General features: G+C 70.4%; 21 protein-coding genes. All 21 read left to right on the top strand.

What is annotated here, in order from left to right:
* Nucleotides 1-8: 8 nt before the first annotated feature.
* The 21 genes from nrfD (at nucleotide 9) to AC6I0Y_RS05580 (ending at nucleotide 25,010) form a co-directional block, all read left to right on the top strand.
* Nucleotides 9-1,181 carry an NrfD/PsrC family molybdoenzyme membrane anchor subunit gene (gene nrfD, locus AC6I0Y_RS05680; RefSeq protein ID WP_160707480.1) on the top strand — a complete coding sequence of 391 codons (1,173 nt, stop codon included), beginning with the start codon at nucleotides 9-11 and terminating at the stop codon, nucleotides 1,179-1,181.
* A 9-nt stretch (nucleotides 1,182-1,190) separates the two neighbouring features.
* Nucleotides 1,191-1,814, top strand: a complete 624-nt coding sequence (locus AC6I0Y_RS05675) for a TorD/DmsD family molecular chaperone (protein WP_236643244.1) — start codon at nucleotides 1,191-1,193, stop codon at nucleotides 1,812-1,814.
* A gap of 105 nt (nucleotides 1,815-1,919) precedes the next feature.
* Entirely contained in the window at nucleotides 1,920-2,816 is an 897-nt protein-coding gene (locus AC6I0Y_RS05670; protein WP_497730036.1) for a MarR family transcriptional regulator, read from the top strand.
* Nucleotides 2,813-5,197, top strand: a complete 2,385-nt coding sequence (locus tag AC6I0Y_RS05665) for a DMSO/selenate family reductase complex A subunit (RefSeq protein ID WP_160707476.1) — start codon at nucleotides 2,813-2,815, stop codon at nucleotides 5,195-5,197. Before AC6I0Y_RS05670 ends, AC6I0Y_RS05665 begins: the two co-directional genes overlap by 4 nt.
* The gene (locus AC6I0Y_RS05660) at nucleotides 5,194-5,826 is read left to right on the top strand and encodes a 4Fe-4S dicluster domain-containing protein (protein WP_160707474.1); all 633 of its coding nucleotides are present in this window, start codon (nucleotides 5,194-5,196) and stop codon (nucleotides 5,824-5,826) included. The genes AC6I0Y_RS05665 and AC6I0Y_RS05660 overlap by 4 nt, the downstream gene beginning before the upstream one ends.
* Before the next feature lie 449 nt (nucleotides 5,827-6,275).
* Nucleotides 6,276-8,156, top strand: a complete 1,881-nt coding sequence (gene dnaG / locus AC6I0Y_RS05655) for a DNA primase (RefSeq protein ID WP_497730035.1) — start codon at nucleotides 6,276-6,278, stop codon at nucleotides 8,154-8,156.
* A gap of 508 nt (nucleotides 8,157-8,664) precedes the next feature.
* Complete coding sequence (gene def / locus AC6I0Y_RS05650; RefSeq protein WP_160707470.1) at nucleotides 8,665-9,204, top strand: peptide deformylase; 540 nt, start codon at nucleotides 8,665-8,667, stop codon at nucleotides 9,202-9,204.
* Between the two features lies 1 nt (nucleotide 9,205).
* On the top strand, nucleotides 9,206-10,162 hold the full coding sequence (gene fmt, locus AC6I0Y_RS05645) for a methionyl-tRNA formyltransferase (protein WP_160707468.1): 957 nt from the start codon (nucleotides 9,206-9,208) through the stop codon (nucleotides 10,160-10,162).
* Nucleotides 10,155-12,218 carry an RsmB/NOP family class I SAM-dependent RNA methyltransferase gene (locus AC6I0Y_RS05640; RefSeq protein WP_497730033.1) on the top strand — a complete coding sequence of 688 codons (2,064 nt, stop codon included), beginning with the start codon at nucleotides 10,155-10,157 and terminating at the stop codon, nucleotides 12,216-12,218. Before fmt ends, AC6I0Y_RS05640 begins: the two co-directional genes overlap by 8 nt.
* 1,272 nt (nucleotides 12,219-13,490) lie before the next feature.
* A complete protein-coding gene (locus AC6I0Y_RS05635; RefSeq protein WP_160707464.1) occupies nucleotides 13,491-14,075 on the top strand; it encodes a helix-turn-helix domain-containing protein in 585 nt (194 codons plus the stop codon).
* Between the two features lie 130 nt (nucleotides 14,076-14,205).
* Nucleotides 14,206-15,987 carry an AMP-binding protein gene (locus AC6I0Y_RS05630; RefSeq protein ID WP_497730031.1) on the top strand — a complete coding sequence of 594 codons (1,782 nt, stop codon included), beginning with the start codon at nucleotides 14,206-14,208 and terminating at the stop codon, nucleotides 15,985-15,987.
* A gap of 2 nt (nucleotides 15,988-15,989) precedes the next feature.
* A complete protein-coding gene (locus AC6I0Y_RS05625; protein WP_497730029.1) occupies nucleotides 15,990-16,787 on the top strand; it encodes a nucleotide-binding protein in 798 nt (265 codons plus the stop codon).
* Nucleotides 16,788-16,865: 78 nt separating this feature from the next.
* On the top strand, nucleotides 16,866-17,072 hold the full coding sequence (locus AC6I0Y_RS05620) for a 4Fe-4S binding protein (protein WP_160707458.1): 207 nt from the start codon (nucleotides 16,866-16,868) through the stop codon (nucleotides 17,070-17,072).
* A 6-nt stretch (nucleotides 17,073-17,078) separates the two neighbouring features.
* A complete protein-coding gene (locus AC6I0Y_RS05615; RefSeq protein ID WP_497730027.1) occupies nucleotides 17,079-18,149 on the top strand; it encodes a 3-methyl-2-oxobutanoate dehydrogenase subunit VorB in 1,071 nt (356 codons plus the stop codon).
* A gap of 2 nt (nucleotides 18,150-18,151) precedes the next feature.
* The gene (locus tag AC6I0Y_RS05610) at nucleotides 18,152-19,003 is read left to right on the top strand and encodes a thiamine pyrophosphate-dependent enzyme (RefSeq protein WP_160707454.1); all 852 of its coding nucleotides are present in this window, start codon (nucleotides 18,152-18,154) and stop codon (nucleotides 19,001-19,003) included.
* A complete protein-coding gene (locus AC6I0Y_RS05605) occupies nucleotides 19,000-19,536 on the top strand; it encodes a 2-oxoacid:ferredoxin oxidoreductase subunit gamma family protein (protein ID WP_160707452.1) in 537 nt (178 codons plus the stop codon). The genes AC6I0Y_RS05610 and AC6I0Y_RS05605 overlap by 4 nt, the downstream gene beginning before the upstream one ends.
* Nucleotide 19,537: 1 nt before the next feature.
* On the top strand, nucleotides 19,538-20,101 hold the full coding sequence (locus AC6I0Y_RS05600; protein ID WP_160707450.1) for a helix-turn-helix domain-containing protein: 564 nt from the start codon (nucleotides 19,538-19,540) through the stop codon (nucleotides 20,099-20,101).
* A 34-nt stretch (nucleotides 20,102-20,135) separates the two neighbouring features.
* On the top strand, nucleotides 20,136-21,809 hold the full coding sequence (locus AC6I0Y_RS05595; RefSeq protein WP_497730024.1) for an AMP-binding protein: 1,674 nt from the start codon (nucleotides 20,136-20,138) through the stop codon (nucleotides 21,807-21,809).
* Between the two features lie 380 nt (nucleotides 21,810-22,189).
* The gene (pyrR, locus tag AC6I0Y_RS05590; RefSeq protein WP_160707446.1) at nucleotides 22,190-22,786 is read left to right on the top strand and encodes a bifunctional pyr operon transcriptional regulator/uracil phosphoribosyltransferase PyrR; all 597 of its coding nucleotides are present in this window, start codon (nucleotides 22,190-22,192) and stop codon (nucleotides 22,784-22,786) included.
* 3 nt (nucleotides 22,787-22,789) lie between these two features.
* Nucleotides 22,790-23,734 carry an aspartate carbamoyltransferase catalytic subunit gene (locus AC6I0Y_RS05585; protein ID WP_160707444.1) on the top strand — a complete coding sequence of 315 codons (945 nt, stop codon included), beginning with the start codon at nucleotides 22,790-22,792 and terminating at the stop codon, nucleotides 23,732-23,734.
* Complete coding sequence (locus AC6I0Y_RS05580) at nucleotides 23,718-25,010, top strand: dihydroorotase (protein ID WP_497730023.1); 1,293 nt, start codon at nucleotides 23,718-23,720, stop codon at nucleotides 25,008-25,010. Before AC6I0Y_RS05585 ends, AC6I0Y_RS05580 begins: the two co-directional genes overlap by 17 nt.
* The last annotated feature ends 316 nt before the right edge of the window (nucleotides 25,011-25,326 follow it).

Below are 25,326 nucleotides of genomic sequence, written 5' to 3'. Positions count from 1 at the left end.
GGGCTTCCATGGAACTGCTCAAGAGAAACAAGGCCCTGACGGCCGTCCTGGCCATCCTGGTGGCCGTGGGCGTGGGGTGCTGGGTCTACCAGCTCGCGCTCGGCCTCACGGTGACGGGGATGAACAACGGGACCTCCTGGGGCCTCTACATCACCAACTTCATGTTCTTCGTCGGCCTGTCCGCCGGCGGCCTGATCGTGGCCTCCTCGGCGTCGGTATTCCACATCGCGCGCTTCAAGGCGGTGGCGCTGCCCGCCATCATCCTCTCCACGGTGTGCATCTGCGCGGCGGGCATGTTCGTCCTCATCGACCTGGGCGGCATCCAGCGGGTATGGCGCATCCTCACCGGCCCCAACCCCACCTCGCCGCTTCTGTGGGACGTCTGCGTCATCACCTGCTACCTCATCATCAACGTGCTCTACCTCGTGTTCATGACGAAGAAGAACCAGCACGCCGTCTCCATCGTGTCACGCTTCGCGCTTCCTTGCGCCATCCTCGTCCACTCGGTGACCGCCTGGATCTTCGGCCTCGAGATGGCCAAGGAGGGATGGTACTCGGCCATCCTCGCCCCGATCTTCGTAGCCTCGGCCATGGACTCGGGCCTCGCGCTGCTCCTCGTGGTGCTCGGCATCCTCAAGAGGGCCGGCATCTACGACACCTCGCGCGAGCTTCTGGCATCGCTGGCCGGGCTTCTGTGCACCTGCGTCGCCGTCGATGCGTTCTTCATCTTCTGCGAGCTTCTGACCATGGCCTATCCCGGCGCCGAGGGGGCGACGGTCATCCTGGGCGAGCTCATGGCCGGTGCGACTGCCCCCTTCTTCTGGTTCGAGATCATCGGCGGACTCGTGGTGCCCTTCTGCATCCTCGTGTTCGCGCGCAACCGCTCTAACCCCGTGATGCTGAACCTGGCCTGCGTCCTCATCATCGTCGGCGTGTTCTGCAAGCGCGTCTGGCTGCTGTTCACGGCCTTCATCACGCTCAACGTGATGGGCGCGCCCGGCATCATCTCGGGCTCAAGCGCGGCCGCGGACGCGACGGGCACCGCCTCGTTCGCCGTGCTGAGCTCCTACGCCCCTACGCCGATCGAGGTGCTCGTGGTGATCGGCGTCATCTCGCTCGTGATCCTCGGCTTCATGGTGCTCGTCGGCCTGCTCGTGCGGCCGGACGGTGAGAAGCGCTAGGAGGCCTTCATGGAGCGCATGCGAGGATCCGGCCGCGAGCTTGCCGAGGCGCTGGCCTTCGTGGGGAACTCGTTCCTCAAGCCGATGGGCCAGACGTCGGATGCGGGACTCGACCCGGCCTTCTGGGCGGCCTTCCCCGCCTTCGGGAACGAGGCGCTCGCCTCCGCCCTCGCCGCCTGCGCCGAGTGGGCGCAGGGAGGGGAGGGCCGCCCGCGTGACGAGCGCGTGCGCGCGGTGTCGGTGGAGTACGCCCGGCTCTTCGTCGGTCCGCCCGAGCCGGCGGTGGCGCCGTGGGAGACCTTCCATGTGGGCGAGGGGGTGATGTCCGGATTCGGGGAGCCGGCCTTCCGCATGCAGGAGCGCCTGAGGGAGATCGGGCTTTCCGTGGCGGGGGACAACAACCAGTACGCCGACCACGTGGGCATCGAGCTGCTCTACTGCAGCGAGCTCGTCCGCCGCGGAGACGACGACCCGGCCCTGCTCGACGCCGCCGCCGCGTTCGCCGAGGACGTCCTCTCGCCCTGGGCGCGGCGCTTCTGCTCGGGCGTGCATGACGCGCAGGCGGGCTACTACGCCCTGCTCGCTGACGTCGCGCTCGCCCTGGTGGCGCTCTTGGAGCGCCCGCGCAGCTGACGCGGCGAGGGGTTGCGCCCCGCCTGCCCGCCTTCCTGTCTTATAATGGCCGCATGCTACGGCGGCGCCCGATGGGCGCCGCCGACCCGCGGAAGGGAAGGTCGGTTGGATTCCTCGAAAGCTCACATCGTCACGCTGTGGTGCGCCGTGGTCTCGAAGGCCTCCCGCGGCTTGACGCGGACGCTGCCCAAGGACCTGCCGCTGCCCCACGTGCGCGTCCTGCTCCAGCTCTCGCTTCCCGGCGTCTCCCCGCTCGGCGTCTGCCAGGTGGCCCACGCGCTCGTCATGAAGCCTGACGACGTGCGCGCGGCCGCCGAGGCGCTCACAGAGCGCGTGCTCGTCGAGGCGCGTGCCGACGGGGCGCTTTGCCTCACCGCGAGCGGGCGCGCCTGCGCCGAGGGGCTCTTCGCCCTTGTGGGCGACTACGTGTCGCGCTGCCTTGAGCCGCTTTCCGACCAGGAGCGCGACGTGCTCGCCGTCATCCTGCGCGCGCCGCTGTCCCTTCCAGGCGGCTTCTGCCTCCCGGAGGGCGGCGCCTGCGCGGTGGGCGAGAGGCTCGATCCGCGCTGCTACCTCTCCTCGTTCTCCATCATATCGGCGGTGGCCGCCGCAGCGGCCAAGAACGCGACGGGGCTGTCGCTCACTGACTTCCGCTTCCTCCTCGAGCTCTATCCCAAGCGCCGTCTCGGGGTCAAGACGCTGCGCGCGCGAGACGTCGTGGCCTTCCTGAGGACGGGCCGCTCCTATGTCTCCACCGCCTCGGTGCGGCTTGAGGAGCAGGGGCTGCTCGTACGCGTGCCCGACGAGCACGATGCGCGCGGGGTGCTCTTCCAGCTGACGGCGAAGGGCGTCCTGTGCGTGCAGGATGCGAGCGAGGACATCTACGCGAGCCTGGTGTCGCTCTGCGGGAGCCGCCTCGGCGAGCGTCAGGTCCTCCAGATGCTCAAGCGCCTCCTCATCGCCGAGGACGAGCTGCTCGCCTGCTCAGGATCCCCCTCATGACGCGCCATGCGGGGGCGCCCGGCGATTGGCCTGCGACGACGCCGGCGCGCCAGACCTGCTCGGTCAACTGCGGGTCACGCTGCGTGCTGAGCCTGCAGGTGGCCGACGGCCGCATCCAATGGGCGGAAGGCGACGGCGCGGTCGAGGAGGGCGATCAGATGCGTCCCTGCCTGCGCGGCCGGGCGCTGCGCTACTGGCTCGACAGCCCCGAGCGCCTGAACGCCCCCCTGCGCCGCGTCGGCCCACGCGGCCTCGGGCGCTTCGAGCCGATAAGCTGGGACGAGGCGCTCGACGAGGTGGCCGAGCGCATCCGCGGGGTGGTCGCGCGCTGGGGCAACGAGGCGGTGCTCGTTCCCTACGCCACGGCTCGCTGGACGGCGTCGGGGTCTCCCTTCGAGCGCCTGATGAACTGCTATGGCGGCCATTTGGGCATATACGGCGACTACAGCTGCGCCCAGCTCCAGGCGGCGCATGAGGCGCTCTACGGTGATGACGGGTACTACAGCGGCTCGACGCTCGACGAGGTGGCCAACGCCGATTTGCTCGTCGTGTTCGGCGCCAACCCCTCCCTCACCCGGATGGGCGGCGCGAGCGGCGCCTGGCGCCTCGAGCAGATGCGCGAGGCGCGCGCGGCGCTGGGACTGCCCCTCAAGGTGGTGTCCGTCGACCCCTGCCATACCGACCTCATGAGCCGGGCCGTCGACGAGTGGCTGCCCGTGCGCCCCGGCACGGACGCGGCCTTCGTCGCGGGGGTGGCGCACGTCCTCATCACCGAGGGCCTCGTCGATGAGGCGTTCGTGCACGCCTGCTGCATCGGCTATGACGCCGAGACGATGCCCGCGGGCGTGCCTGAATCCGAGGGATACCGCGCCTACGTCATGGGAGACGGCCCCGACGGCGTCGAGAAGACCCCCGCCTGGGCCGCGCGCATCACCGGCTGCCCCTCGGCGCGCATCGTCTCGTTCGCGCGCGAGCTGGCGGGCGCCCGCCGCGCGTTCGTCACGCAGGGCTGGGGGCCTCAGCGGACGGAGCACGGCGAGCAGTCGGCGCGGGCCGTGTGCCTGCTCGCCATGCTCACGGGCAACCTCGGCCTGCCGGGCACCAACAGCGGCACGCGCGAGCGGCTGCGGCGCCCCGCCATCCCCGACGAGTCCGTGGGCGACAACCCCGTGGGCGTCTCGATACCGGCGTTTACCTGGTCGCGCGCCGTCGAGCAGGGCGAGGCCCTGACGGCGGAGAGCGCCGGGGTGCGGGGTGCCGAGCGCCTGCGGGCGCCGGTCAAGCTCATCATCAACCACGGCGGCAACGCCCTCACCAACCAGCACGCGGACATCAACCGCACGCATCGCATCCTCGCCGACGAGGGGCTGTGCGAGTTCATCCTCGGCGTCGACGTGGCGATGACCGACTCGGCGCGCTATGCCGACATCCTCCTTCCCGACCTTGCCCAGTCCGAGCAGGCGGCGCTTGTGGCCTCGGGCAACTCCGACGGCGTCTGCGCGGTCATCGACTGCGAGTCGTGGGACCACCCCGCCTTCGAGCGACGCGGCGCCTGGGACGTGGCGCGCGAGCTGGCTCGGCGCTTAGGCGTGGAGGAGGCGTTCTGCGCCGAGGGATCCACGGCTTGCGAGGTTGACGAGCGCCGCTGGGAGCAGGGCGAGCTTGCAGGTGAGGCAGGGGCGCACGAGGAACTGGGGGCGCGCGGCGTGCTGCGCCGCGCCGACGCCTGCTCGCAGGTCGCCTTCGCGGACTTTCGCGCCGACCCCGCAAGGAACCCGCTCCCAACGCCCTCGGGGCTCATCGAGATCTACTCGACGCGCGTCGCCGCGCTCGCGCGCGAGCGCGCGCAGGCCGGCATCTCAGCGCCCCTAAGCCCGATTCCCGCCTACTTGCCCGCGCGCGAGGGCGCCGAGGCCGCCTGCGAGCGCGGGATGCTGCAGCTGGTGAGCTACCATGGCCGCCAGAGCGCCAACTCGAGCTTCGCCAACGTCCGCGAGATCGAGGAGGCGGTGCCGCGGCGCCTGTCGATTAACCCGATCGACGCGCAGCGCTATGGCGTGGCCTCCGAAGACCAGGTCGTGCTCGAGAACGAGCGGGGGGCCCTCGTGTGCCGCGTGCGCGTCACGCCGCGCGTCATGCCAGGGGTCGTGAGCCTGCCGCAGGGGGCCTGGCATGATGCGGACATGGCAGGCGACAAGCTCGACTGGGGCGGGTGCGCCAACACCCTGACCTCTGACATCCCCACGGCCTGGTCCTGCGGAAACGCGCACAACTCGTGCCTTGTGCGCCTGCGCCTCCTGCGCGATGACGAGCGTGCGCGCCGCGCGAAGCTCCAGGCGTCGCGCGACGACGCGGCGCCTGGGAAGGGGGAGGGCCGATGAGCATCAATGCGCCGGAAAGCCAGTTCGGGTTCTCGTTCGACCAGAAGAGGTGCACGGGATGCCGTACGTGCGTAATCGCCTGCAAGGACTACCATGACCTGGGGCCGGGCATCATGTTCCGCACTGTGCACGAGTACGCGGCGGGCGCGTGGCGCCTCAACGAGGAGGGCGCCTGGGAGCAGGACGTGACCGCGTTCTACGTCTCGCTGTCGTGCAGCCACTGCGCGAATCCCGTGTGCCTGCGCATCTGCACGGCCGGCGCCGTGTTGAAGGACGCGCGGGGGTTCGTGACCATCGACCACGAGGCCTGCACCGGATGCCAGCTCTGCGCGGTCGCCTGCCCCTACCATGCGCCGCGCTTCGATGAGGCGAGCGGGCGCGTCGAGAAGTGCGACGGCTGCTCTGCGCGCATCGCGCAGGGCCGTGCGCCTGTCTGCGTCGAGGCCTGCCCGCAGCACGCGCTCGGCTTCGGCCTGTACGACGATCTGTCCGCAGGACCGCGGGTGGTCGAGCGCATCGCCGCGATGCCCGACCCGGTCATCACCCAGCCGAACTACGCGATCGAGCCGAGCGAGGCCGTGCGCGGCGTGGGGCTCGACGAGGAGCTCATGAACCCCCGTGAGGTGTAGGCGGGCCTCGGCACGCGGGCCGGAGTAGCCGGGGGCGATGGCTCGCAGGGCGGAGCCGACGGCACAGGCGCTGAGGACGGATCGGGTGACGACCGCTCCGACGATGCCCTCATCCCGCAGCTGATCGCGCTCGCCCAGACGGGCGACAACGCGATTGTCCTGGTGGCCTCCTGCGCCGCTGCGGGCTCGCTCGCCGTGCTGGTTCTTGCGGCACGCAAGCGCCGGCCCTTCCGCAGCCGCTAGCGCATTTCCCCTGCAGAGGCGCGGCCCCGGCGCTCTCGCCTGACCGGTGAGAGCGCCGGGGCTTTTCCCGCCCATATGTCCGCGTATTCGCCGCCTCCTAAGGCCCGGGGTCAGACGGGCATGCGCTATACTGGCCCAATCGGGTGGGCTGCCGGCGACGTGATGCGGGCAGCCCCGTCATCAAGAGGAAGGCGGCACGGCGCACCGTGGGCTCCATCAGCGACGAAGACATCCAGCGCGTGCGCGAGGCGAGCGACCTCGTGGCGGTCATCGGCGAGCGCGTGCCCGTCAAGCAGAAGGGCCGCGACTTCTGGTGCTGCTGTCCGCTGCACCAGGAGAAGACGCCCTCGTTCAAGATCGACCCGTCGGTGCAGCTGTGGCACTGCTTCGGCTGCAACGAGGGCGGCGACGTGTTCGCCTTCGTCATGAAGACCGAGGACCTCTCCTTTCCCGAGGCCGTGCGCAAGCTGGCCGAGCGCGCCCACATCGACATCCAGGAGACGGGCGGGCGGCCCTCCGCGCCGGCTTCCAAGAAGGCGCGGATCAAGGACATCTGCGCCGCCACCGCCGAGTTCTACCACACCCAGCTCATGCGCAGCCCCGACGCCGGGGCCGCCAAAGCCCGCGAGTACCTGGCCGGCCGCGGGCTGGGAGGCAAGGTGCCCAAGGAGTGGAACCTCGGCTTCGCGCCCGGCCGGGGCGCCCTCACGCGCCACCTCAAGGCGCGCGGCTTCCGCGACGATGAGCTGGTGGAGGCCAACGTGGCCTCGCGCAGCCGCGAGGGGCGCCTGCGCGACCGCTTCTACGACCGCGTGATGTTTCCCATCAACGACGCCCAGGGCGAGTGCATCGCCTTCGGCGGGCGCGTGATCGGCCAGGGCGAGCCGAAGTACCTCAACTCCCAGGAGACGCCCGTCTTCCACAAGTCCCAGGTGCTCTACGGGCTCGACCACGCCAAGGCGGCCATGGCCTCCACGGGCACGGCCATCGTGGTGGAGGGCTACACCGACGTCATCGCCTTGCACGAGGCCGGCATAGGCAACGCCGTGGCCACGCTTGGCACGGCGCTCACCCTGCGCCATATCCGGCTGCTCTCGCGCCACGCCCAGCACCGCATCGTCTACCTCTTCGACGGCGACGAGGCGGGCCAGCGCGCCGCCGACCGCGCGCTCGGGTTCATCGACGACTCCATGACGCCGGAGGCGGGCCGCTCGAAGGTGGAGCTCTGCGCGGTGACGCTGCCCGACAACCTCGATCCGGCCGAGTTCGTGGCCGCCCGCGGCGCCGCGGCGCTCAGCGAGCTCATCGAGCGGGCCCAGCCGCTGCTCAAGTACGGCATCGACCGTCGCCTGGCGCGCTACGACCTGTCCACGGCCGAGGGGCGCACCCGCGCCCTGGCTGATGCGCTCTCGGTGCTCGCGCCCATCAAGGAGTCGCTTCTGGCCAAGGACTATGCGGTGCAGATAGCGGGTCGCTGCCGCGCGCGCGAGGAGGACGTGCTTGAGGCCCTGGCCGCGCTGGCGCCGCCGGCTCGTCGCGACGGCGAGGCCCCGGCGGGGGAGGCCCCCGTCCCCGGCGCCGCCCCCCTGCCGGAGCCGGCCCCTGCGCGGGGGCGCCTCACCCAGGCCGAGCGCAGTCGCCTGCGCTTCGAGCGGGAGTTCCTCTCGGTGCTCGCGCAGCACCCGCTCCTGGCGCTGACGCATGCCGACGCGCTCGCCCAGGTCCAGTGGCGCCGCGCGGCGCACGGGGCCATCGCCCAGTCGCTGCTCGACACCCTGGCGGGCGACCCGCACGCCACGGCCGGCACGCTCATCACCAATGCCACCGCCTCCGTGCCGGGGGCCGCGGGCACGCTCACCGCCGCGGCCGTCCCCGAGGGCGCGGACGCGGGCGAGGTGGCGGCCTACCTGGCCGAGGAGCTCTCGCTCGGCGACGCGGAGGAGGCCATCGCGTCGCTGAAGGCCCTCCTCGTTGACCCGACGCAGTTCTCGCCCGAGGACTACGACTCGCTCTTCCAGAGCGTCGTGGGCATGCAGGGCGACCTCAACCAGCGGCGCCTGGCCCACAAGCCCCTCTCGCCGGCCTAGGGCCGCCTTGCCGCACGCCGACGCGCAGCTCAGCTCCCGCCTTCGCCCGTATCCCGGCTCGCGGCTAGCTTGAGTGCCCGCCGGCCCCTTTGCGCGTCAGGGAGGCCGGCTTCGCCCCCCGTCCTTCGCCGCTGCCAGGTTTTCCCGACCTGATGGCACGAATCGGCGGTTTGGTACGGTTGGTCGCGCGCGAAACGGGCGCTTGCCACCATCGGGCCAAGGCTTTGCTGGGGTTTTCCCAGGTCACGGTTTTCTCGGGCTAACAAATTCCGCGTATGAGGAGGAACCGACCGTACCAAACCGCCGATTCGTGCCATTTTCCGGCGAAAAAGTGGCAGCGGCCTTGCCTCGGGGGCCGTCCTGCCCCGCGCGGGACGCCGCAAGCCGGGGGAATGTGGCGTTTCCGCGCCCGCGCTGGACACCAAGGCGGGCGAGCCGCACAATGGCCTACAACGAAAACGGCGCCCAGAGGGCGCGTCCCCGCACGTCAGAAAGGCAGACACGCTCCATGCTTAAGATTGTCACCTCGCCCGACCCCATTCTCTCGCAGGTCTGCGAGCCCTGCGAGGTGGGCGACAAGTCGCTCAAGCGTCTCGCCAAGCAGATGGCGCATGCCATGTACAAGAACAACGGCTGCGGCATCGCGGCGCCCCAGGTGGGCGTGGCCCAGCGGCTCGTGGTCATCGACGTCGACTGGGACGGCGAGGGCGAGCAGGAGCCCATCGTGCTCGTGAACCCGGAGATCGTCGAGCTGCGCGGCGAGCCGGAGACGGGCGGCGAGGGCTGCCTGTCCTGTCCGGGCGTCACCGTGCCCATCTCCCGCCAGCCATGGGCGCGCGTGCGCTACTACGACCTGGACGGCGAGCTGTGGGAGATCGAGGGCGACGGCCTGCTCGGCCGCTGCCTCCAGCACGAGATCGACCACCTGGAGGGCCGCACGCTCTTCGAGAGCTGCGACCCGGTGACTCGCATCGAGGCGCTCGCCGCCTACGAGGAGGCCCGTGCTGCCGGCGCGCGCCCGGGCGACACCTCCGTCGAGGTGGGCTAGGGTGCGCGTCGTCTTCATGGGCACGCCGGACTTCGCCGCCCGGGTGCTTGCGCGCGTGGCCGCCGCGCACGAGGTGGTGGCCGTCTACACGCGCCCCGATGCCGTGCGCGGTCGTGGCAAGGCCCTCGTGCCCTCGCCGGTGAAGGAGGAGGCCGCCGCGCGGGGCATCCCCGTGCTCACGCCGCGCACCCTGCGCACGCCGGAGGCTGCAGCCGAGCTAGCCGCGCTTGCGCCCGACGTGGTGTGCGTGGCCGCCTACGGGGCCATCCTCCCCAAGGAGATCCTCGACGTGCCGCCATTCGGCTGCCTCAACGTGCACGGCTCGCTCCTGCCGCGCTGGCGCGGCGCGGCGCCCATCGAACGCGCCATCCTCGCCGGCGACGAGGAGGCGGGCGTGTGCGTCATGGAGATGGAGGAGGGCCTTGACACGGGCGCCTACTGCATCTGCCGCGCCGTGCCCGTGGCGGGCAAGGACGCCGCGACGCTGACCGCCGAGCTGGCCGAGGCGGGCGGCGAGGCGCTCGTCGAGGCGCTCGACGAGCTGGCCTCAGGCCGCGCACTGCCCTGGACGCCCCAGGACGAGACGGCCGTCACCTACGCGGAGAAGGTGGCGAAGGGCGAGCTCGACCTCGACCCGAACGCGACCGTTGAGCAGAACGCCCGGCGCGTCCGCGCGTCTGGCGAGGCCCATCCCAGCCGCTGCGTCATCGCCGGCCGCCCCGTGACGGTGCTGTCCTGCGCGCCCCTGCCTGCAGGCAGTCCCGCTGCGGAGCCTGCCGCGCAGGCCGCGCCGGGGGATGCCCTCGTGGCGGCCAAGCGCCTCGTGCTCGCCTGCGCTGACGGCGCGCTCGAGGTGACCGGGCTCAAGCCCGATGGAAAGAAGCCCATGGACGGCCGCGCGTTCGCGGCTGGCTGCCCCGCGCTGCGGGACGAGAAAGGAACGTGGTCCTGTGCATGACGACCGCCGCGCCCCCGAGGGGCGCCGACGCGACGACCGATCCCCGCGAGAGGGCCGAGACGACCGCCGCGGACAACAGGGCGAGCGACGGGGCCCGCGCTCCCAGGGCGGACAAGACGCGCGTGGCGGCCAGCGGGCGCAGGGCTCCCGTGGGCAGCGCGATGATCGCCGCCCGAGGCGCGACGAAGGGCGAGGCGGGGGAGACCGCCGGTTCCGGGACGACCGGGGCCGCGGCTCTCAGGACGGGCAGGGTGAGCGCGGGCGCGGCTCGCGCTCCGAGGGCCCCCGCGGCTTCGACGGCCAGCGGTCGGGCCGTCCTGGGGATGATCGCGGAGGTCGCCCCCAGGGCAAGCCCGGCTTCGGTCGCGGGCGTGATCGGGCGCATGGCCCCCGCCCCGAGGGCGACCGCCATGCGCCCGACAGCCGCGAGCGTCGGGATGCCCCTGCTCGCGGCCCGCAAGCCGCCGACGAGCGCGCGCGTCGCGACGAGCGTGCTCCCCGCCCCGAGGGCGATCGGTTCCGGGACGACCGCCGCGACAGCCGGCCCCCGCGCTCTGACGACGACCGCGGCTTCCGCCCCGAGGGCGACCGTCCCCGGCGAGACGACCGCGGGCCTCGCGCCGGGGGCGACCGCGAACGCCGCGGGCCTCGCGATGCCGACCGCCGCCAGGCCCCGCCGCGGCGTGGGCGCGCCACCGAGGCGCGCGGACTCGCGCTCGAGGCCATCCACCAGCTGCGCGAGCGCCACGCCTTCGCCCAAGACGTCATCGCCTCGACCATCGACACCTCCAAGATCGCCCGCGAGGAGCGCGCCTTCGCCACGCGTCTCGTGCTCGGGGTGACGAGCACCCGCGGCACGCTTGACGACGTGATCGACGGCTGCATGGACTCGCCTGACGACGCGAGCCCTGCGGTGCGCGACGCGCTGGCGCTCTCGGCCTACGAGATCATCTTCCTCCAGAAGAGCCCCCATGCGGCGGTCGACCAGGGCGTCGAGCTCGTCAAGTCCGTCGCCCCGCGCGCCGGCGGCCTGGCCAACGCCGTGCTGCGCCGCGTCGTGCGCGCCAAGGAGAGCTTCCCCTTCGGCGACCCGCGCACCGACCTGCGCGCCTATGCGCGGCTCCATGGATTCCCCGCCTGGCTTGCCGAGCGTCTCATCAAGGATCTCGGGCCGCAGGGCGCCCATGACCTCATGACGGCCTCCAACGAGCCCGCGCCGGTGTACGTGGCCGTGAACGCCGCCAAGGCGACCGATGAGGAGGTGGTCTCCATCCTGGCGGCCGCCCATGGCCAGCCTGAGCCGGTGGAAGTGGCCGGCCGCCGCGTGGAGGGCTGCTACTGCCTGGCGTCGGGCCTGGCGCTCCTTGACGGGCGCGTGCGCCGTATGCTCTCCCAGGGGCTGCTGCTCGTCTCAGATGCCACCTCCCAGGCCGTGGCCAGCCTCGTGGTGGGCGAGGAAGAGCCGGCGTCGTTCCTTGAGATAGGCGCCGGACGCGCCACCAAGACCATCCTCGACCAGTCCTGCGCGCAGCGCCGCTTCGGGCACCAGGTGTCGGGTTATGTGACCGTGGACGCCCACGCCTTCAAGACGAAGCTCCTCCGCGAGCGCGCGGCCCAGTTCGACATCGAGGTGGAAGACGCGCTCACCGGCGACGGCTGCGACTTGGGCGCGCTCGTGGGCGAGCGCCTGTTCGACCGCGTGTTCGTGGACGCCCCCTGCACGGGACTCGGCACCCTGCGCCGCCATGCCGACATCCGCTGGCGCCTGCGTCCTGACACCATCGCCGAGCAGGCGGCGCTCGGCGCGCGCCTGCTCGATTCGGCGGCGGCCCACGTGGCCCCGGGCGGTGTGCTCGCGTACGCCACCTGCACCGTCACGACCGAGGAGAACGCCGCCGTGGTGGAGGCCTTCCTCGCGAGCGAGCAGGGGGCCGGCTTCGAGATCATCCCCTTCGCCCGTCCCGACCTGGGCGTGGAGCTGCCCTTCTTCTCGGTGGCCCTCGAGCCGGGCGGCCCTGACGCCCACTTCCTCGCGCTCCTGCGCCGCCGATCCTAGGGCTGCGCCCGGCGCGCTTGCGATCCCGCTGCGCCTGGGCCCCACGAGCCGGGGGCTCGATCGGCGCGCGCAGCAGCAGATGCGCGCCACGCCCCCGATGCCCGCCCGTTTCTCGGAGCCGAACGCCGGCGCCCTCCCCGGCCCTGGCACGCCTGCTCGCGCCTTGGCCCAAACTTCGGCGTGCGAGACAGCGCACTGGCGCTGAGCTTCGGCAGGCGCCCGCCCGGCTCCGATGCCCGCCGCCAGCGCCTCGGCGCGAATGCTGGCTGCCCACGACTCCGGCGCGAGCCTGCTCGCGTCTCGGCGCCGAGCTTCGGCAGGGGCCCGCCCGTCCGAAGCCGGGGCCCACCCGCTAGCCTCTTGGCGCCGAACGCTGACGCCCCCCGGCCTCAGCGCGAGCTTGCTCGCGTCTTGGCGCCGAGCTTCGGCGTGCTCGGCAGCGCACTGGCGCCGAGCTTCGGCAGGGGCCCGCCCGGCCCCCGATGCCCGCCGGCGTCTCAGAGCCGAACGCTGGCGCCCTCCCGGCCCTGGCCCGCCCGCCAGCGCCTTGATCCGAACTTCGGCGCGCGCAGGGGCCGAGGGAGCAGCTGGGACGGCGGGTGGCGCGGAAGGCGGGGGCCTGCGCTTGCGCGGGGGATGAGGAGCGGCTGGCCATACGGGCGGCGCAGCCGCTTCAGCGTCAGGCCCCTGGCCTAGTGGGCATCGAAGTCAGACAGATCCCGACGAACTTCGGCGCCAAGACGCTGGCGGATGGATACCGGGAGCCGTAGGGACGGGCCCCTGCCGAAGCTCGGCGTCAGTGCGCTGCCGTGCGAGCGCCCAGCGCCGCCGGCCCCCAGGGGCTCCGCATGCCCGAAAGGCAACCCTCCCGCCCCAGCGCCTCCCCAGCGCAGAAAGCCGGCTCCCTCCGCATCCAGCCTGCCCTCTCGCCCGGAATTTCCGGATTTCTGGCCAAATTCCCTGCAGTTTACGCAGAATCCTTCGCGCCCGTACCGCGCTCCTCGCAGCCGCTCGGCGCTGACCAGGGAAAACCCCGCATCCCCCCACGAGCAATCCCGCCCCCGGGGCCCTCCATCTGCGTAAAACGCAGCGTTTTTGGCCAGAAACCCGGGAATCGCCTTCGACGGGGGTAATCGCCCGAGGCGGGGACGCGTGGCCGGGAGAATCTATAGCGCGCCCCCGATGATTTAACGCTTTCGAAACGAAGGCCGATACCGCTTCGCTACAATAGTCCGATACGCTAACCACGAGACCGGATAAGGAGGTCGCTTCATGGAGCCGAACATCAAAGAGGTGGCCGCGCGCATCCGGGCGCTGCGTGAGGACCTCGACCTCACCCTGCAGGAGATGGCGGACGCCACCGGCCGCTCGACGGCCGAGTACGCCGCGCAGGAGTCGGGCGAGGAGGATCTGTCCTTCACCTTCCTGTACAAGTGCGCCGACAAGTTCGGCGTCGACGTCATCGAGCTGCTCACCGGCGAGAACCCGCACCTGACGGGCTACTCGCTCACCCGTGCGGCCGACGGCCTGTCCATCAAGCGTCGCGCGGGCTTCGAGTACCTGCACAAGGCGCCGCACTTCCGCCACAAGCTGGCCGAGCCCTTCCTGGTCACGGCGCCCTACCTGCCCGAGGAGCAGGACGTGCCCATCCACCTGTCCCGCCACAAGGGCCAGGAGCTCGACTTCATCATCTCCGGCCGCATGCGCTTCGCCTACGAGGACCACGTAGAGGAGCTCGAGGCGGGCGACTTCCTCATGTACGACTCCGGGCGCGGCCATGGCATGATCGCCATCGGCGGCGAGCCCTGCGTGTTCCTCGCGGTTGTCCTCAAGCCCCACGACGAGAAGATTATCTAGGCGCCCCGGCGCCCGGCCAGGCCCCGCGGCCTGACTCCAGGCGTGCCGGCGAGCGCCGCACCCTCCCGATAACTTCCGCCCGGCGCGGCGCCTGAGCGCGCGCCCCTCAGCTGCAAGGACGAGACAAGCCATGAGAAACATCAACCTCCGCTACGTGAACGAGGCCTACGACGCCGAAGGGCTCCTGACCGCGTTCGACATCGTGGCCCCCGACGACTTCAACTTCGCCTACGACGTGGTGGACGACATCGCGGCGAACGAGCCCGAGCGCACCGCGATGGTGTGGTGCAACCCCGAGGGCGAGGAGCATGTCTTCACCTTCGCCGACATGAAGACCTGGTCGGACAAGACGGCCAGCTTCCTGGCGGGCCTCGGCATCGGCCAGGGCGACTACGTGATGGTCATCCTGCGCCGCCACTACCAGTTCTGGTTCACGGCGCTCGCGCTGGCGAAGCTCGGCGCTGTCATGGTGCCGGCCACCTTCATGCTCAAGGAGCACGACCTCACCTACCGCCTCAACGGGGCGGACGTCAAGGCCGTCATCTGCACGAGCGCCGGCGACATCGCGGATGTGGTGGACGCCGTGGCGGGCGAGTGCCCGAGCGTGGAGACGCTCGTCTTGGTGAACCCCGCCGGCGCCGGCCTCACGCCGCGCGACGAGTCCGGCGCGCTTATGCGCGCGGGCGACGAGCCGGTGGGCGCGGAGCTCTCCGGCCCCGAGGGCGTCTGCGCCGTGGGCGTGGAGCGCGCCGGTTGGCACGACTTCAACACCGGCGTGCGCGAGGCGCCGGCCGCCTTCGAGCGCCGCGCGACGCGCGTGGGCGACCCCATGCTCATGTACTTCTCGAGCGGCACGTCGGGCAACCCCAAGATGGTGCTCCACGACTCGCGCTACGCGCTCGCGCACCTCATCACGGCCAAGCACTGGCACAACGTCGACCCAGAGGGCCTGCATTTCACCATCGCCGACACCGGCTGGGGCAAGGCGGTCTGGGGCAAGTTCTACGGCCAGTGGCTCATGGAGGCCGCGGTGCTCACCTACGACTTCGACCGCTTCGACGCGGGCGAGATCCTCTCGCTCGTCGGACGCTACCAGGTGACGTCGCTGTGCTGCCCGCCCACCATGTACCGCCTCATGATGCTCGCCGACGTAGACGCCTTCGACCTGTCGAGCCTCGCGTACTCCACCACCGCCGGCGAGGCGCTCAACCCCGATCTGTTCGACTTCTGGAAGGAGCACACCGGCCTTACCATCTACGAGGGCTTCGGCCAGACCGAGACGCCGCTCACCATCGGCAACCTTACGGGCTCCACCCCGCGCGCCGGCTCCATGGGCAAGCCCGTGCCCCTCTACGACGTGGAGATCCAGCGCGAGGACGGCACCCGCTGCAACACCGGCGAGACCGGCGAGATCTGCATCCGCATCGACCCGCATCCGGCCGGCATCATGATGGAGTACTACCGCGACTCCGCGAAGACCGCCGAGGCCATGCACGATGGCTGGTACCACACCGGCGACACCGCCTGGTGCGACGAGGACGGCTACTTCTGGTACGTCGGCCGCAACGACGACGTCATCAAGTCGAGCGGCTACCGCATCGGCCCGTTCGAGATCGAGTCGGTCATGCTCGAGCACGACGCCGTGCGCGAGGTGGCCGTCACCGGCGTGCCCGACCCGCTGCGCGGCGCGGCCGTGAAGGCCACCGTGGTGCTGGCCGAGGGCTTCAGCCCCTCCGACGAGCTCACGCGCGAGCTCCAGCGCTGGGTGAAGAACCAGACGGCGCCCTACAAGTACCCCCGCATCGTCGAGTACGTCGACGAGCTGCCCCGCACCGTGAACGGGAAGATCCGCCGCGTGGCCATTCGCCAGGCCGACGAGGCCGCCGATGCCACGCCGGAGGGGCTGGTGTAGCGATGGGGGAGGAGCAGGCCCCCGCCGCATCGGAAGGCGACGCCGGTGCCCGCGGGCGCGCGGCCGTCCTGGCCTCCCTCGCGCCGGTCACCGTCATCGGCGGGCACTACGGCGTGGGCAAGACCAACCTCGCGCTCAACCTGGCGATAGACGCCGCACAGGCGGGCTACGAGGTGGTGCTCGCCGATCTGGACGTGGTGAACCCTTACTTCCGCTCAAGTGAGTACCGCGGCGCGCTCGAGGCCGCCGGCGCGCGCCTCGTGGCGCCCGTGTTCTCCGAGGCCGGCACGAGCCTGGACGTGCCCTCGCTCACCGGCGGGGTGGCTGCCGCCATCGCCGAGGCCTACGCCCGGGCGGGGGAGCCAGGGGCGCGCCCCTTCCGCCTCATCATCGACGTCGGTGGGGATGACGCGGGCGCCACGGCCCTCGGGCGCTTCTCCGCGGCCATCGCGGCGGGGCCTCACGCCCTCTGGTACGTGGTGAACCCCTACCGCAGCCTCACGCCCGGCGCCGCCGAGGCGCTCGCGGTCCTCGGCGAGGTGGAGGCCAAGGCGCGCCTGCGAGCCACGGCCCTCGTCGCCAACGCCCACCTCAAGGCCGACACCGACGCGGCGGTGGTGGCACGTGCGCTGCCGGCAGCCGGCGAGGCGGCTCGCGCCGCGGGGCTTCCCCTCGCGTTCGCTACCGCCCCCAAACGGCTCGCTCGGCAGGAGCTTGACGAGCTGAGCGCCCAGGTCCCGGGCGCCTTCGTCTATCCTGTGGAGGTCGTGGTACGAACCCCCTGGGAAACCGAGAGCTAGCACCGGCCGCCCCGCGCGGCCTTTCACGAACAGTCAGGAGAGCCCGCGCACGCGGGCGAGGAGGAAGAGAGGACGCCCATGGCAAGGATCATCGTGGACGACGGCTTCTGCAAGGGCTGCGGCCTGTGCGCAGACGCCTGCCCGGTCCACATCATCGAGCTCGACCCGGATCGGATCACCCCGAAGGGCTACCATCCGGCCCGCTGCGTCGACGAGGCGCGCTGCACGGGCTGCTGCTCGTGCGCCCTCATGTGCCCCGACGTGGCCATCACGGTGGAAAGGTAGGGAACCATGGCAGAGAAAGTGCTGATGAAGGGCAACGAGGCCCTGGCTGAGAGCGCGCTGCGCGCCGGCTGCCGCTTCTTCTTCGGGTACCCCATCACCCCGCAGACCGAGCTGGCCGCCTACATGTCCAAGCAGATGCCGAAGGTGGGCGGAACCTACCTCCAGGCCGAGAGCGAGGTGGCCGCCATCAACATGGTCTACGGCGCCTCGGCCGCCGGCGCGCGCGTCATGACGTCCTCGTCGAGCCCGGGCGTGTCGCTCAAGGGCGAGGGCATCTCGTATATGGCCGGCGCAGACCTGCCCGGCGTCATCATCAACATCCAGCGCGGCGGCCCGGGCCTCGGCTCCATCCAGCCCTCGCAGTCCGACTACTGGCAGGCCACCCGCGCCACCGGCCACGGCGACTTCCACGTCGTCGTCTACGCGCCCTCCACGGTGCAGGAGATGGCGGACGTGGCCTTCGACGCCTTCGACGTGGCCGACCGCTACCGCACGCCGGTCATGATCCTCGGCGACGGCCTGCTCGGCCAGATGATGGAGCCCGTGGTGCTGCCCGACCCGGTGGACCCGGCCGACCTGCCGGCCAAGCCCTGGGCCACCACCGGCCATAAGCACCAGCGCCCCCACAACGTGGCCAACTCGCTCTACCTCACCGCCGAGGACCTTGAGCGCCTCAACTTCGAGCGCTACGAGCGCTACGAGCAGATCAAGGCCGCCGAGCAGCGCTCCGAGACCTATCAGTGCGACGACGCCGACATCGTGGTGGTCGCCTTCGGCGCCTCGGCCCGCGTGGCCCGCTCGGCCGTCAACGCCGCCCGCGAGCAGGGCGTCAAGGCGGGCCTGTTCCGCCCGGTGACGCTGTGGCCCTTCCCGGTGGATGCGCTGGCCGCCACGCTCGGCACGGCCCGGGCCTACCTGGACGTGGAGATGAACATGGGTCAGATGGTGGAGGACGTGCGCCTGGTGGTGGAGGGCCGCGCGCCCGTGGACCTCCTCGGCCGCGCCGGCGGCATGGTGCCCACGCCCGAGGAGGTCCTCGCGCGCATCCTGGAGATCAACGAGAGGATCGGTGAGTAGGAATGGCGGACAACGCTGAGGCCACGGTGGTCTTCGAGCGCCCCCACGCGCTTCTTCCCGTGGTGACGAACTACTGCCCCGGCTGCACCCACGGCATCGTGGAGCGCCTGGTGGCCGAGTGCCTGGACGAGCTGGACGTGGAGGGCGACGCCGTGGGCGTGGCCCCGGTCGGCTGCTCGGTCATGGCCTACGACTTCTTCGGCTGCGACATGATCGAGGCCGCCCACGGCCGCGCCCCGGCGGTGGCCACCGCCGTGAAGCGCGTGCATCCGGACAACGTCGTGTTCGCCTACCAGGGCGACGGCGACTTGGCCTCCATCGGCATGGCCGAGACCATCCACGCGGCCACCCGCGGCGAGAACATCACGGTCATCTTCATCAACAACGCCATCTACGGCATGACCGGCGGCCAGATGGCCCCCACGTCGCTGCCCAACCAGGTGACCCAGACCTCGCCGTACGGCCGCGACGTGGCCACGGCAGGCTACCCCATCCGCGTCTCCGAGCTGCTGAGCTCCCTTGACGGCGTGGCGTACCTGGAGCGCGTGTGCGTGGACAGCCCCAAGAACGTGCGCAAGGCCAAGAAGGCCATCAAGAAGGCCTTCGAGACCCAGATCAACGGGCGGGGCTACTCGCTCGTCGAGGTGGTCTCCACCTGCCCGACCAACTGGGGCCTCACCCCGCAGGAGTCCTTCGCCTGGATGCGCGAGAACATGCTGCCCTACTATCCGCTGGGCGTGTACAAAGACGTGGTGGCCGACGGCTACGCCAGCGCCGCCGAGGCGGCGGCTGCCCGCGCGGCCGCGTGTCCGCTGGTCAACCCCGCCACCGGCGAGGAAGGAGGCGCCCGATGAGCGCAGAGCTTCGAATCGTGCTGGCCGGCTTCGGCGGCCAGGGCGTGCTGTTCGCCGGCAAGGTGGCCGCCTACGCGGGCCTCATCGACGACCGCGAGGTATCGTGGCTGCCCTCCTACGGGCCCGAGATGCGCGGCGGCACCGCCAACTGCTCGGTGACGCTGTCCGACGAGCCCATCGGCAGCCCGCTCGTCACCGCGCCTGACGTGCTCGTGGCCCTCAACCAGCCCTCCTACGACAAGTTCGTCGACGCGGTGCGCCCTGGCGGCGTCATCGTGGCCGACACCTCAATGATCGCCGATATGCGCGTGCGCGAGGGCGTGGAGACCTACGGCATCCCCGCCACCAAGCTCGCCGAGGAGGCCGGCCTCAAGGGCCTGGCCAACATCGTGCTTCTGGGCAAGCTCTTCGCCGTCACCGGCTTCTGCAGCCGCGCGACCCTCGACGCGGCCATCGAGAAGTGCGTGCCGCCGCGCAAGGCCGCCCTCATCGAGAAGAACAAGCAGGCCGTCGACTTGGGAATGGAGGCCTAGCATGGGAGAGGACAGGGAGCGCAGCCTGGCCGACATCGGCCTGCGCATGGAGGGCCTGCGCGAGGCCTGCGACGTGAGCGTCGAGGAGATGGCCGCCGAGCTGGCCGTGAGCCCGGGCACCTACCGCGCCTGGGAGGAGACCGGCGAGGACGTGCCCATCTCGGCGCTCTACCACATGGCGCGCAAGTTCGGCGTGGACCTGACCGAGCTGCTCACGGGCACGGCTGCCAAGCTCGACACCTTCCACGTGGTGCGCCGCGGCGAGGGCAAGGAGGTCGACCGCTTCCCGGGCTACCGCTATGACGACATGGCCTGGCGCTACCGCGACAAGATCATGCAGCCGCTGCTCGTGGTGCTCGATCCCTCCGATGAGCCGGCCGAGCTCGTGACCCACCACGGCCAGGAGTTCAACTTCGTCATCGAGGGCACCGTCGTCGTCACCATCGGCGACCAGGACATCGAGCTTGCCCAGTGGGACAGCGTCTACTTCAACCCCGAGATACCCCATGGCCAGCGCTGCGGCGGTGAGGTGCCGGCCAAGTTCATCACCATCATCGCCGAGTAGGGAACACCAGAGCCAAGAACCGAGGAACCACACCATGAACCACGTGCTGAAGAGGTACTGCCCGCGCATCGACTTCGACTCCTACGAGGACTTCGCCGAGAACTTCCGCATCGACGTCCCCGCCGACTTCAACTTCGGCTTCGACGTCGTGGACGAGTGGGCGCGCGTAGAGCCTGAGAAGCGCGCGCTCGTCTGGTGCAATGACGCCGGCGAGGAGCGGACGTTCACCTTCGGCGACCTCATGCGCCTCTCCAACCAGGCGGCCAACGCCTTTCGCGGGATGGGCATCGGCAAGGGTGACGTGGTCATGTGCATCCTGCGGCGGCGCTGGGAGTACTGGGTGTGCGCCGTGGCCCTCTGCAAGCTGGGCGCCGTCATCATCCCCGCGACGCTGCAGCTGACGAAGAAGGACGTGGCCTACCGGGTCAACAGCGCCGACGTGAAGGCCATCGTGGCCGTGAACGACGAGTACGTCTGCACGCAGGTGGAGGCCGCCCTGCCGGAGTGCCCCTCGCTCCTCGAGAAGTTCATCGTGGACGGCTCGCGCGAGGGCTGGGTGGACTTCGACGACCTCATCGCCGGCAAGTCCGAGGAGTTCGCGCGCCCGACGGGCGAGGAGGGCGTCACGTCGTCGGACATCATGCTCATGTACTTCACGAGCGGCACTACCGGCAACCCCAAGGCCGTCGAGCACAACTTCGCGCATCCGCTCGGCCACATCATCACCGCCAAGTACTGGCAGCAGGTCCAGGAGGACAAGCTGCACATGTCGGTGACCGACTCGGGGTGGGCCAAGTTCGGCTGGGGCAAGATCTACGGCCAGTGGATAGCCGGCGCCACCATCTTCGCCTACGACATGGACAAGTTCGTGCCCACCAAGCTGCTGCAGAAGATCCAGGACTACCGCCTGACCACCTTCTGCGCGCCGCCCACCATGTACCGCTTCATGCTCCAGGAGGACGTGGCCGCCTACGACCTGTCGAGCGTCGAGAACTTCGCCACCGCCGGCGAGCCCCTGAACGCCGAGGTGACCCTGGCCTGGGAGCGCTTGACGGGCAAGAAGATCCGCGAGGGCTTCGGCCAGACTGAGGGGCCGGTGCTTTTGGCCACCTTCCCGTGGGTCGAGCCGCGTCCCGGCTCCATGGGCAAGCCTTCGCCCCTGCTCAACGTGCGCCTGCTCGACGATGACGGCGCGGAGGTGGCCGACGGCGAGGAAGGCGCCATCTGCGTGACCGGCCTCAAGGAGGCCTACCCGCCGGGCCTGTTCGTGGGCTACTACGGCGATGCCGAGAAGACGGCCGAGGCGGTGGGCGGGGAGTACTACAACCTCCACGACATGGCGTGGCGCGACTCGGACGGCTACTGCTTCTTCGTCGGGCGCAACGATGACGTGATCAAGTGCTCGGGTTACCGCATCGGGCCCTTCGAGGTGGAGAGCGCGCTCGTCGAGCACCCCGCCGTGGTGGAGTGCGCCGTCACCGCCGCGCCCGACCCCATCCGCGGCAAGGTGGTGAAGGCGACCATCGTGCTCGCCCGGGGCTTCGAGCCCTCCGACGAGCTCACCCGCGAGCTTCAGAACCACGTGAAGAAGACGACGGCGCCCTACAAGTACCCGCGCATCGTCGAGTACGTCGACGAGCTCCCCAAGACCATCGGCGGCAAGATCAAGCGCAAGCTCATCCGCACCAACGACGGCATCGAGGAGTAGGGGGGGGCGCCTTCCTCGCTTCGGGCCATCGAAGGGGGTGTCTGCTGCAACGCGGCAGGCGCCCCCTTTCAGCATGATCGGCCGGGACGCGCCCTTTCGGCGCCCTTGGCGGGGCGTTGGCGCGCCCCTCCCGCAAAAACACAACTTCGGGGGTTGCGCTTCGGGCGGGAGGGGCGCATACTGGCAGCGTCCTTTAAATGCGGTACAGAGAGACCGACAAGGCACGCACCACCGCCCCCTGAGAGGGGCACGACGGAGGAAGCCTTGGCCCAGAGGGGACGGGGCTTGTTTTTTTTGCCCTGCGCCGCCCGAGCCAGCGCTTGCGCCGGAGGTACGGCCGGTTTCGCCTGTACGCACTTTCGACTGAGAAGGGAGTGTGTATGAACGACGCAGGAACCGTCAAGTCCATCTGCATGGACGCCGATGAGATCGAGCGATCGCTGACGCGCATGGCGCATCAGATCCTCGAGACCAACAAGGGAGCCGCGCACATCGCCCTGGTGGGCATCGTCACGCGCGGCGATCTGCTCGCCAAGATGCTGGCGAGCAGGATCGAGGAGATCGAGGGGGTGGCCGTCCCGCTCGGTGCGCTCGACATCAGCTTCTACCGCGATGACTTCATGACGCACTTCGCGCCCGAGGTCCACTCCACCGACATTCCGTTCGACATCGACGGCAAGACCGTCATCCTCGTCGACGACATCCTCTACACGGGCCGCACCATCCGCGCCGCGCTCGACGCCCTCATGGACATCGGCCGCCCGGCCGCCGTCCAGCTGGCGGTCCTCGTGGACCGCGGCCACCGCGAGCTGCCCATCCGCGCCGACTACGTCGGCAAGAACGTCCCCTCGTCCTCCGACGAGAACGTGCGCCTGTTCCTGAAGGACATCGACGGCACCTCGGCCGTCGAGATCCTGGCCATGGGCCCCGGCGACCGCGCCGGCGCCGCGCCCATCCAGAAGACCGGAGGTGAGTAAGGGATGTCGTTTTCCCACAAGCATCTGATTGACATCACCGAGTATTCCGCAGACGACCTCATGCTGATGCTCGAGACGGCGGAGAAGTTCAAGCAGGTCAACGAGCGTCGCATCAAGCAGGTGCCCACGCTCAAGGGCTTCACCGTGGTCAACATGTTCAACGAGCCGTCCACCCGCACGCGCTCGTCGTTCGAGATAGCCGAGAAGCGCCTCTCGGCCAACTCGCTGAACTTCGGCGGATCGTCTACCTCCACGGTGAAGGGCGAGAGCCTCGTGGACACGGTGGAGACGCTGTGCGCCTACAAGATCGACTGCATCGTCGTGCGCGACAAGCACGCCGGCGTGCCCCGCAAGATCGCCGACGTCTCCGGCGTGTCGGTCATCGACGCAGGCGACGGCAAGCACCAGCATCCCACCCAGGCCCTGCTCGACCTGTACTCCATATGGGAGAAGAAGGGCTCCTTCGACAAGCTGCACGTGGGCGTGGTGGGCGACATCGGCCACTCGCGCGTGTGCGGCTCGCTCATCCCGGCCCTCAAGATCATGGGCTGCGAGGTGACGGTCATCGCACCCCCCACCCTCATGCCGGCCCGTCCTGATGTGCTCGGCGCGGATCACGTGACCTACCACCTCGACGAGGCCCTGCCCGAGCTGGACGTCGTCTACATGCTGCGCATCCAGCGCGAGCGCCTCGAGGGCGCGCCCTATCCGTCGCTGCGCGAGTACAACCAGCTCTTCGGCCTCACCCGCGAGCGCGACCGTCTCATGAAGCCCGACGCGCTCGTCTGCCATCCCGGCCCCATCAACCGCGGCGTGGAGCTCGACAGCTTCATGGCCGACCATCCCGAGCGCTCCGTCATCCTCGACCAGGTCTACGCCGGCGTGCTCGTGCGCATGGCCGCTCTCTATCTTCTGCTAGGAGGTTCCAACGATGGCTTTGATGCTTAAAGGCGCCCGCCTCATCGACCCGCAGGTCGGCCTCGACGAGGTGGCCGACATCCTCATCCGCGACGGCCGCATCGTCGAGATCGGCCACGAGCTGGTCATGGAGAAGGGCGTCGAGCGCGACCTCTCCGGCAAGGTCATCGTCCCGGGCCTGGTGGACATGCACGTGCACCTGCGCGAGCCGGGCTTCGAGCAGAAGGAGGACATCGCGTCGGGCACCCGCGCCGCCGCCCACGGCGGCTTCACCGCGGTCTGCGCCATGCCCAACACCTCGCCGGTCATCGACAACGCGCTCGGCGTCGAGTACGTGAAGGCCCGCGCGGCGGCGGTGGGGAAGTGCCGCGTCATCGTGGCCGGCGCCTGCTCCAAGGGCCTCGACGGCGACACGCTCGCCGACATGGGCGACATGCGCGCCCACGGCGCCCAGGCCTTCACCGACGATGGCCGCGGCATCCAGGACGCCGGCATGATGCGCCGTGTCATGGACTACGCCAAGCAGTTCGACGTGCCCGTGATGGTGCACTGCCAGGACGACGCGCTCGTGGGTGACGGCCAGGTGAACGAGGGGGTGGCCTCCACCCGCCTGGGGATGCTCGGCTGGCCGGCCGAGGGCGAGGAGATCGAGATCGCCCGCGACATCGCGCTTGCCCGTCTCACCGGCTGCCCGTTGCACATCCAGCACGTCACCACCGCCCGCGGGCTTGACCTGGTGCGCGCCGCGAAGGCCGAGGGCCTGCCCGTCACCTGCGAGGTGACGCCGCACCATATGTTCCTCACCGAGGACGCCATCGGGCCGGAGTACCAGACCGCGCTCAAGGTGAACCCGCCGCTGCGCACCGCCGAGGACGCCGCGGCGCTCGTGGCCGGCGTGGCCGACGGCACGGTGGACGCCATCGTCACCGACCATGCGCCCCACACCGCCTGGGAGAAGGACCGCGAGTTCGAGCTGGCGCCCTTCGGCATGACTGGCCTGGAGACCTCGCTTGCGCTCGTGCTCACCCACCTGGTGGGCGCCGGCGTCATCGGCTACGACCGCCTGGTGGAGCTCATGGCCGTGGCGCCGCGCGCCATCCTGCGCGAGGAGCCCGTCAAGCTGGCGGCCGGTTCCGTGGCCGACCTGACGATCATCGACCCCGCCGCTACGTGGGTCGTCGAGGAGGGCGACTTCCTCTCCAAGGCGGTGAACTCCGGCTTCATCGGCGCTGAGCTCACCGGCCGCGCCACCGACACCTACGTGGCCGGCTACGCCACCATGGAGGACGGCGCCATCGTCGAGTAGCGCCTCGCGTCCATTCACTGGCCTGAGGAGGCGGCCCCTGTTGCGGGGCCGCCTTTTTTTGCACCCTCTGGGGGGGCTTGCGCCGCCCTTGGCCTGCGCTCGACGCGGGGATCTCGAGTTTCTGGCCAAAAACACCCTGGTTTACGCAGCCATCAGCCCCTCAAACTGGATTCCCCTTCATTCGGCCAGACGTTTTCCCAGGTCAGCGTTGCGGCGAGTTCGCTGCTGCGTTACCGGGTTCGCAAAGTCAGCGTAAACCACGGCAAAAATGGCCAAGAACATCCCCCGAGCGCGCTACGGTTCCGCCCCAGGGGAT

This window comes from Adlercreutzia sp. St.1H8 (genome assembly GCF_059728655.1).
Note: the sequence above shows the minus strand (reverse complement) of the source record. Positions and strands in the feature narration are given on the sequence as shown.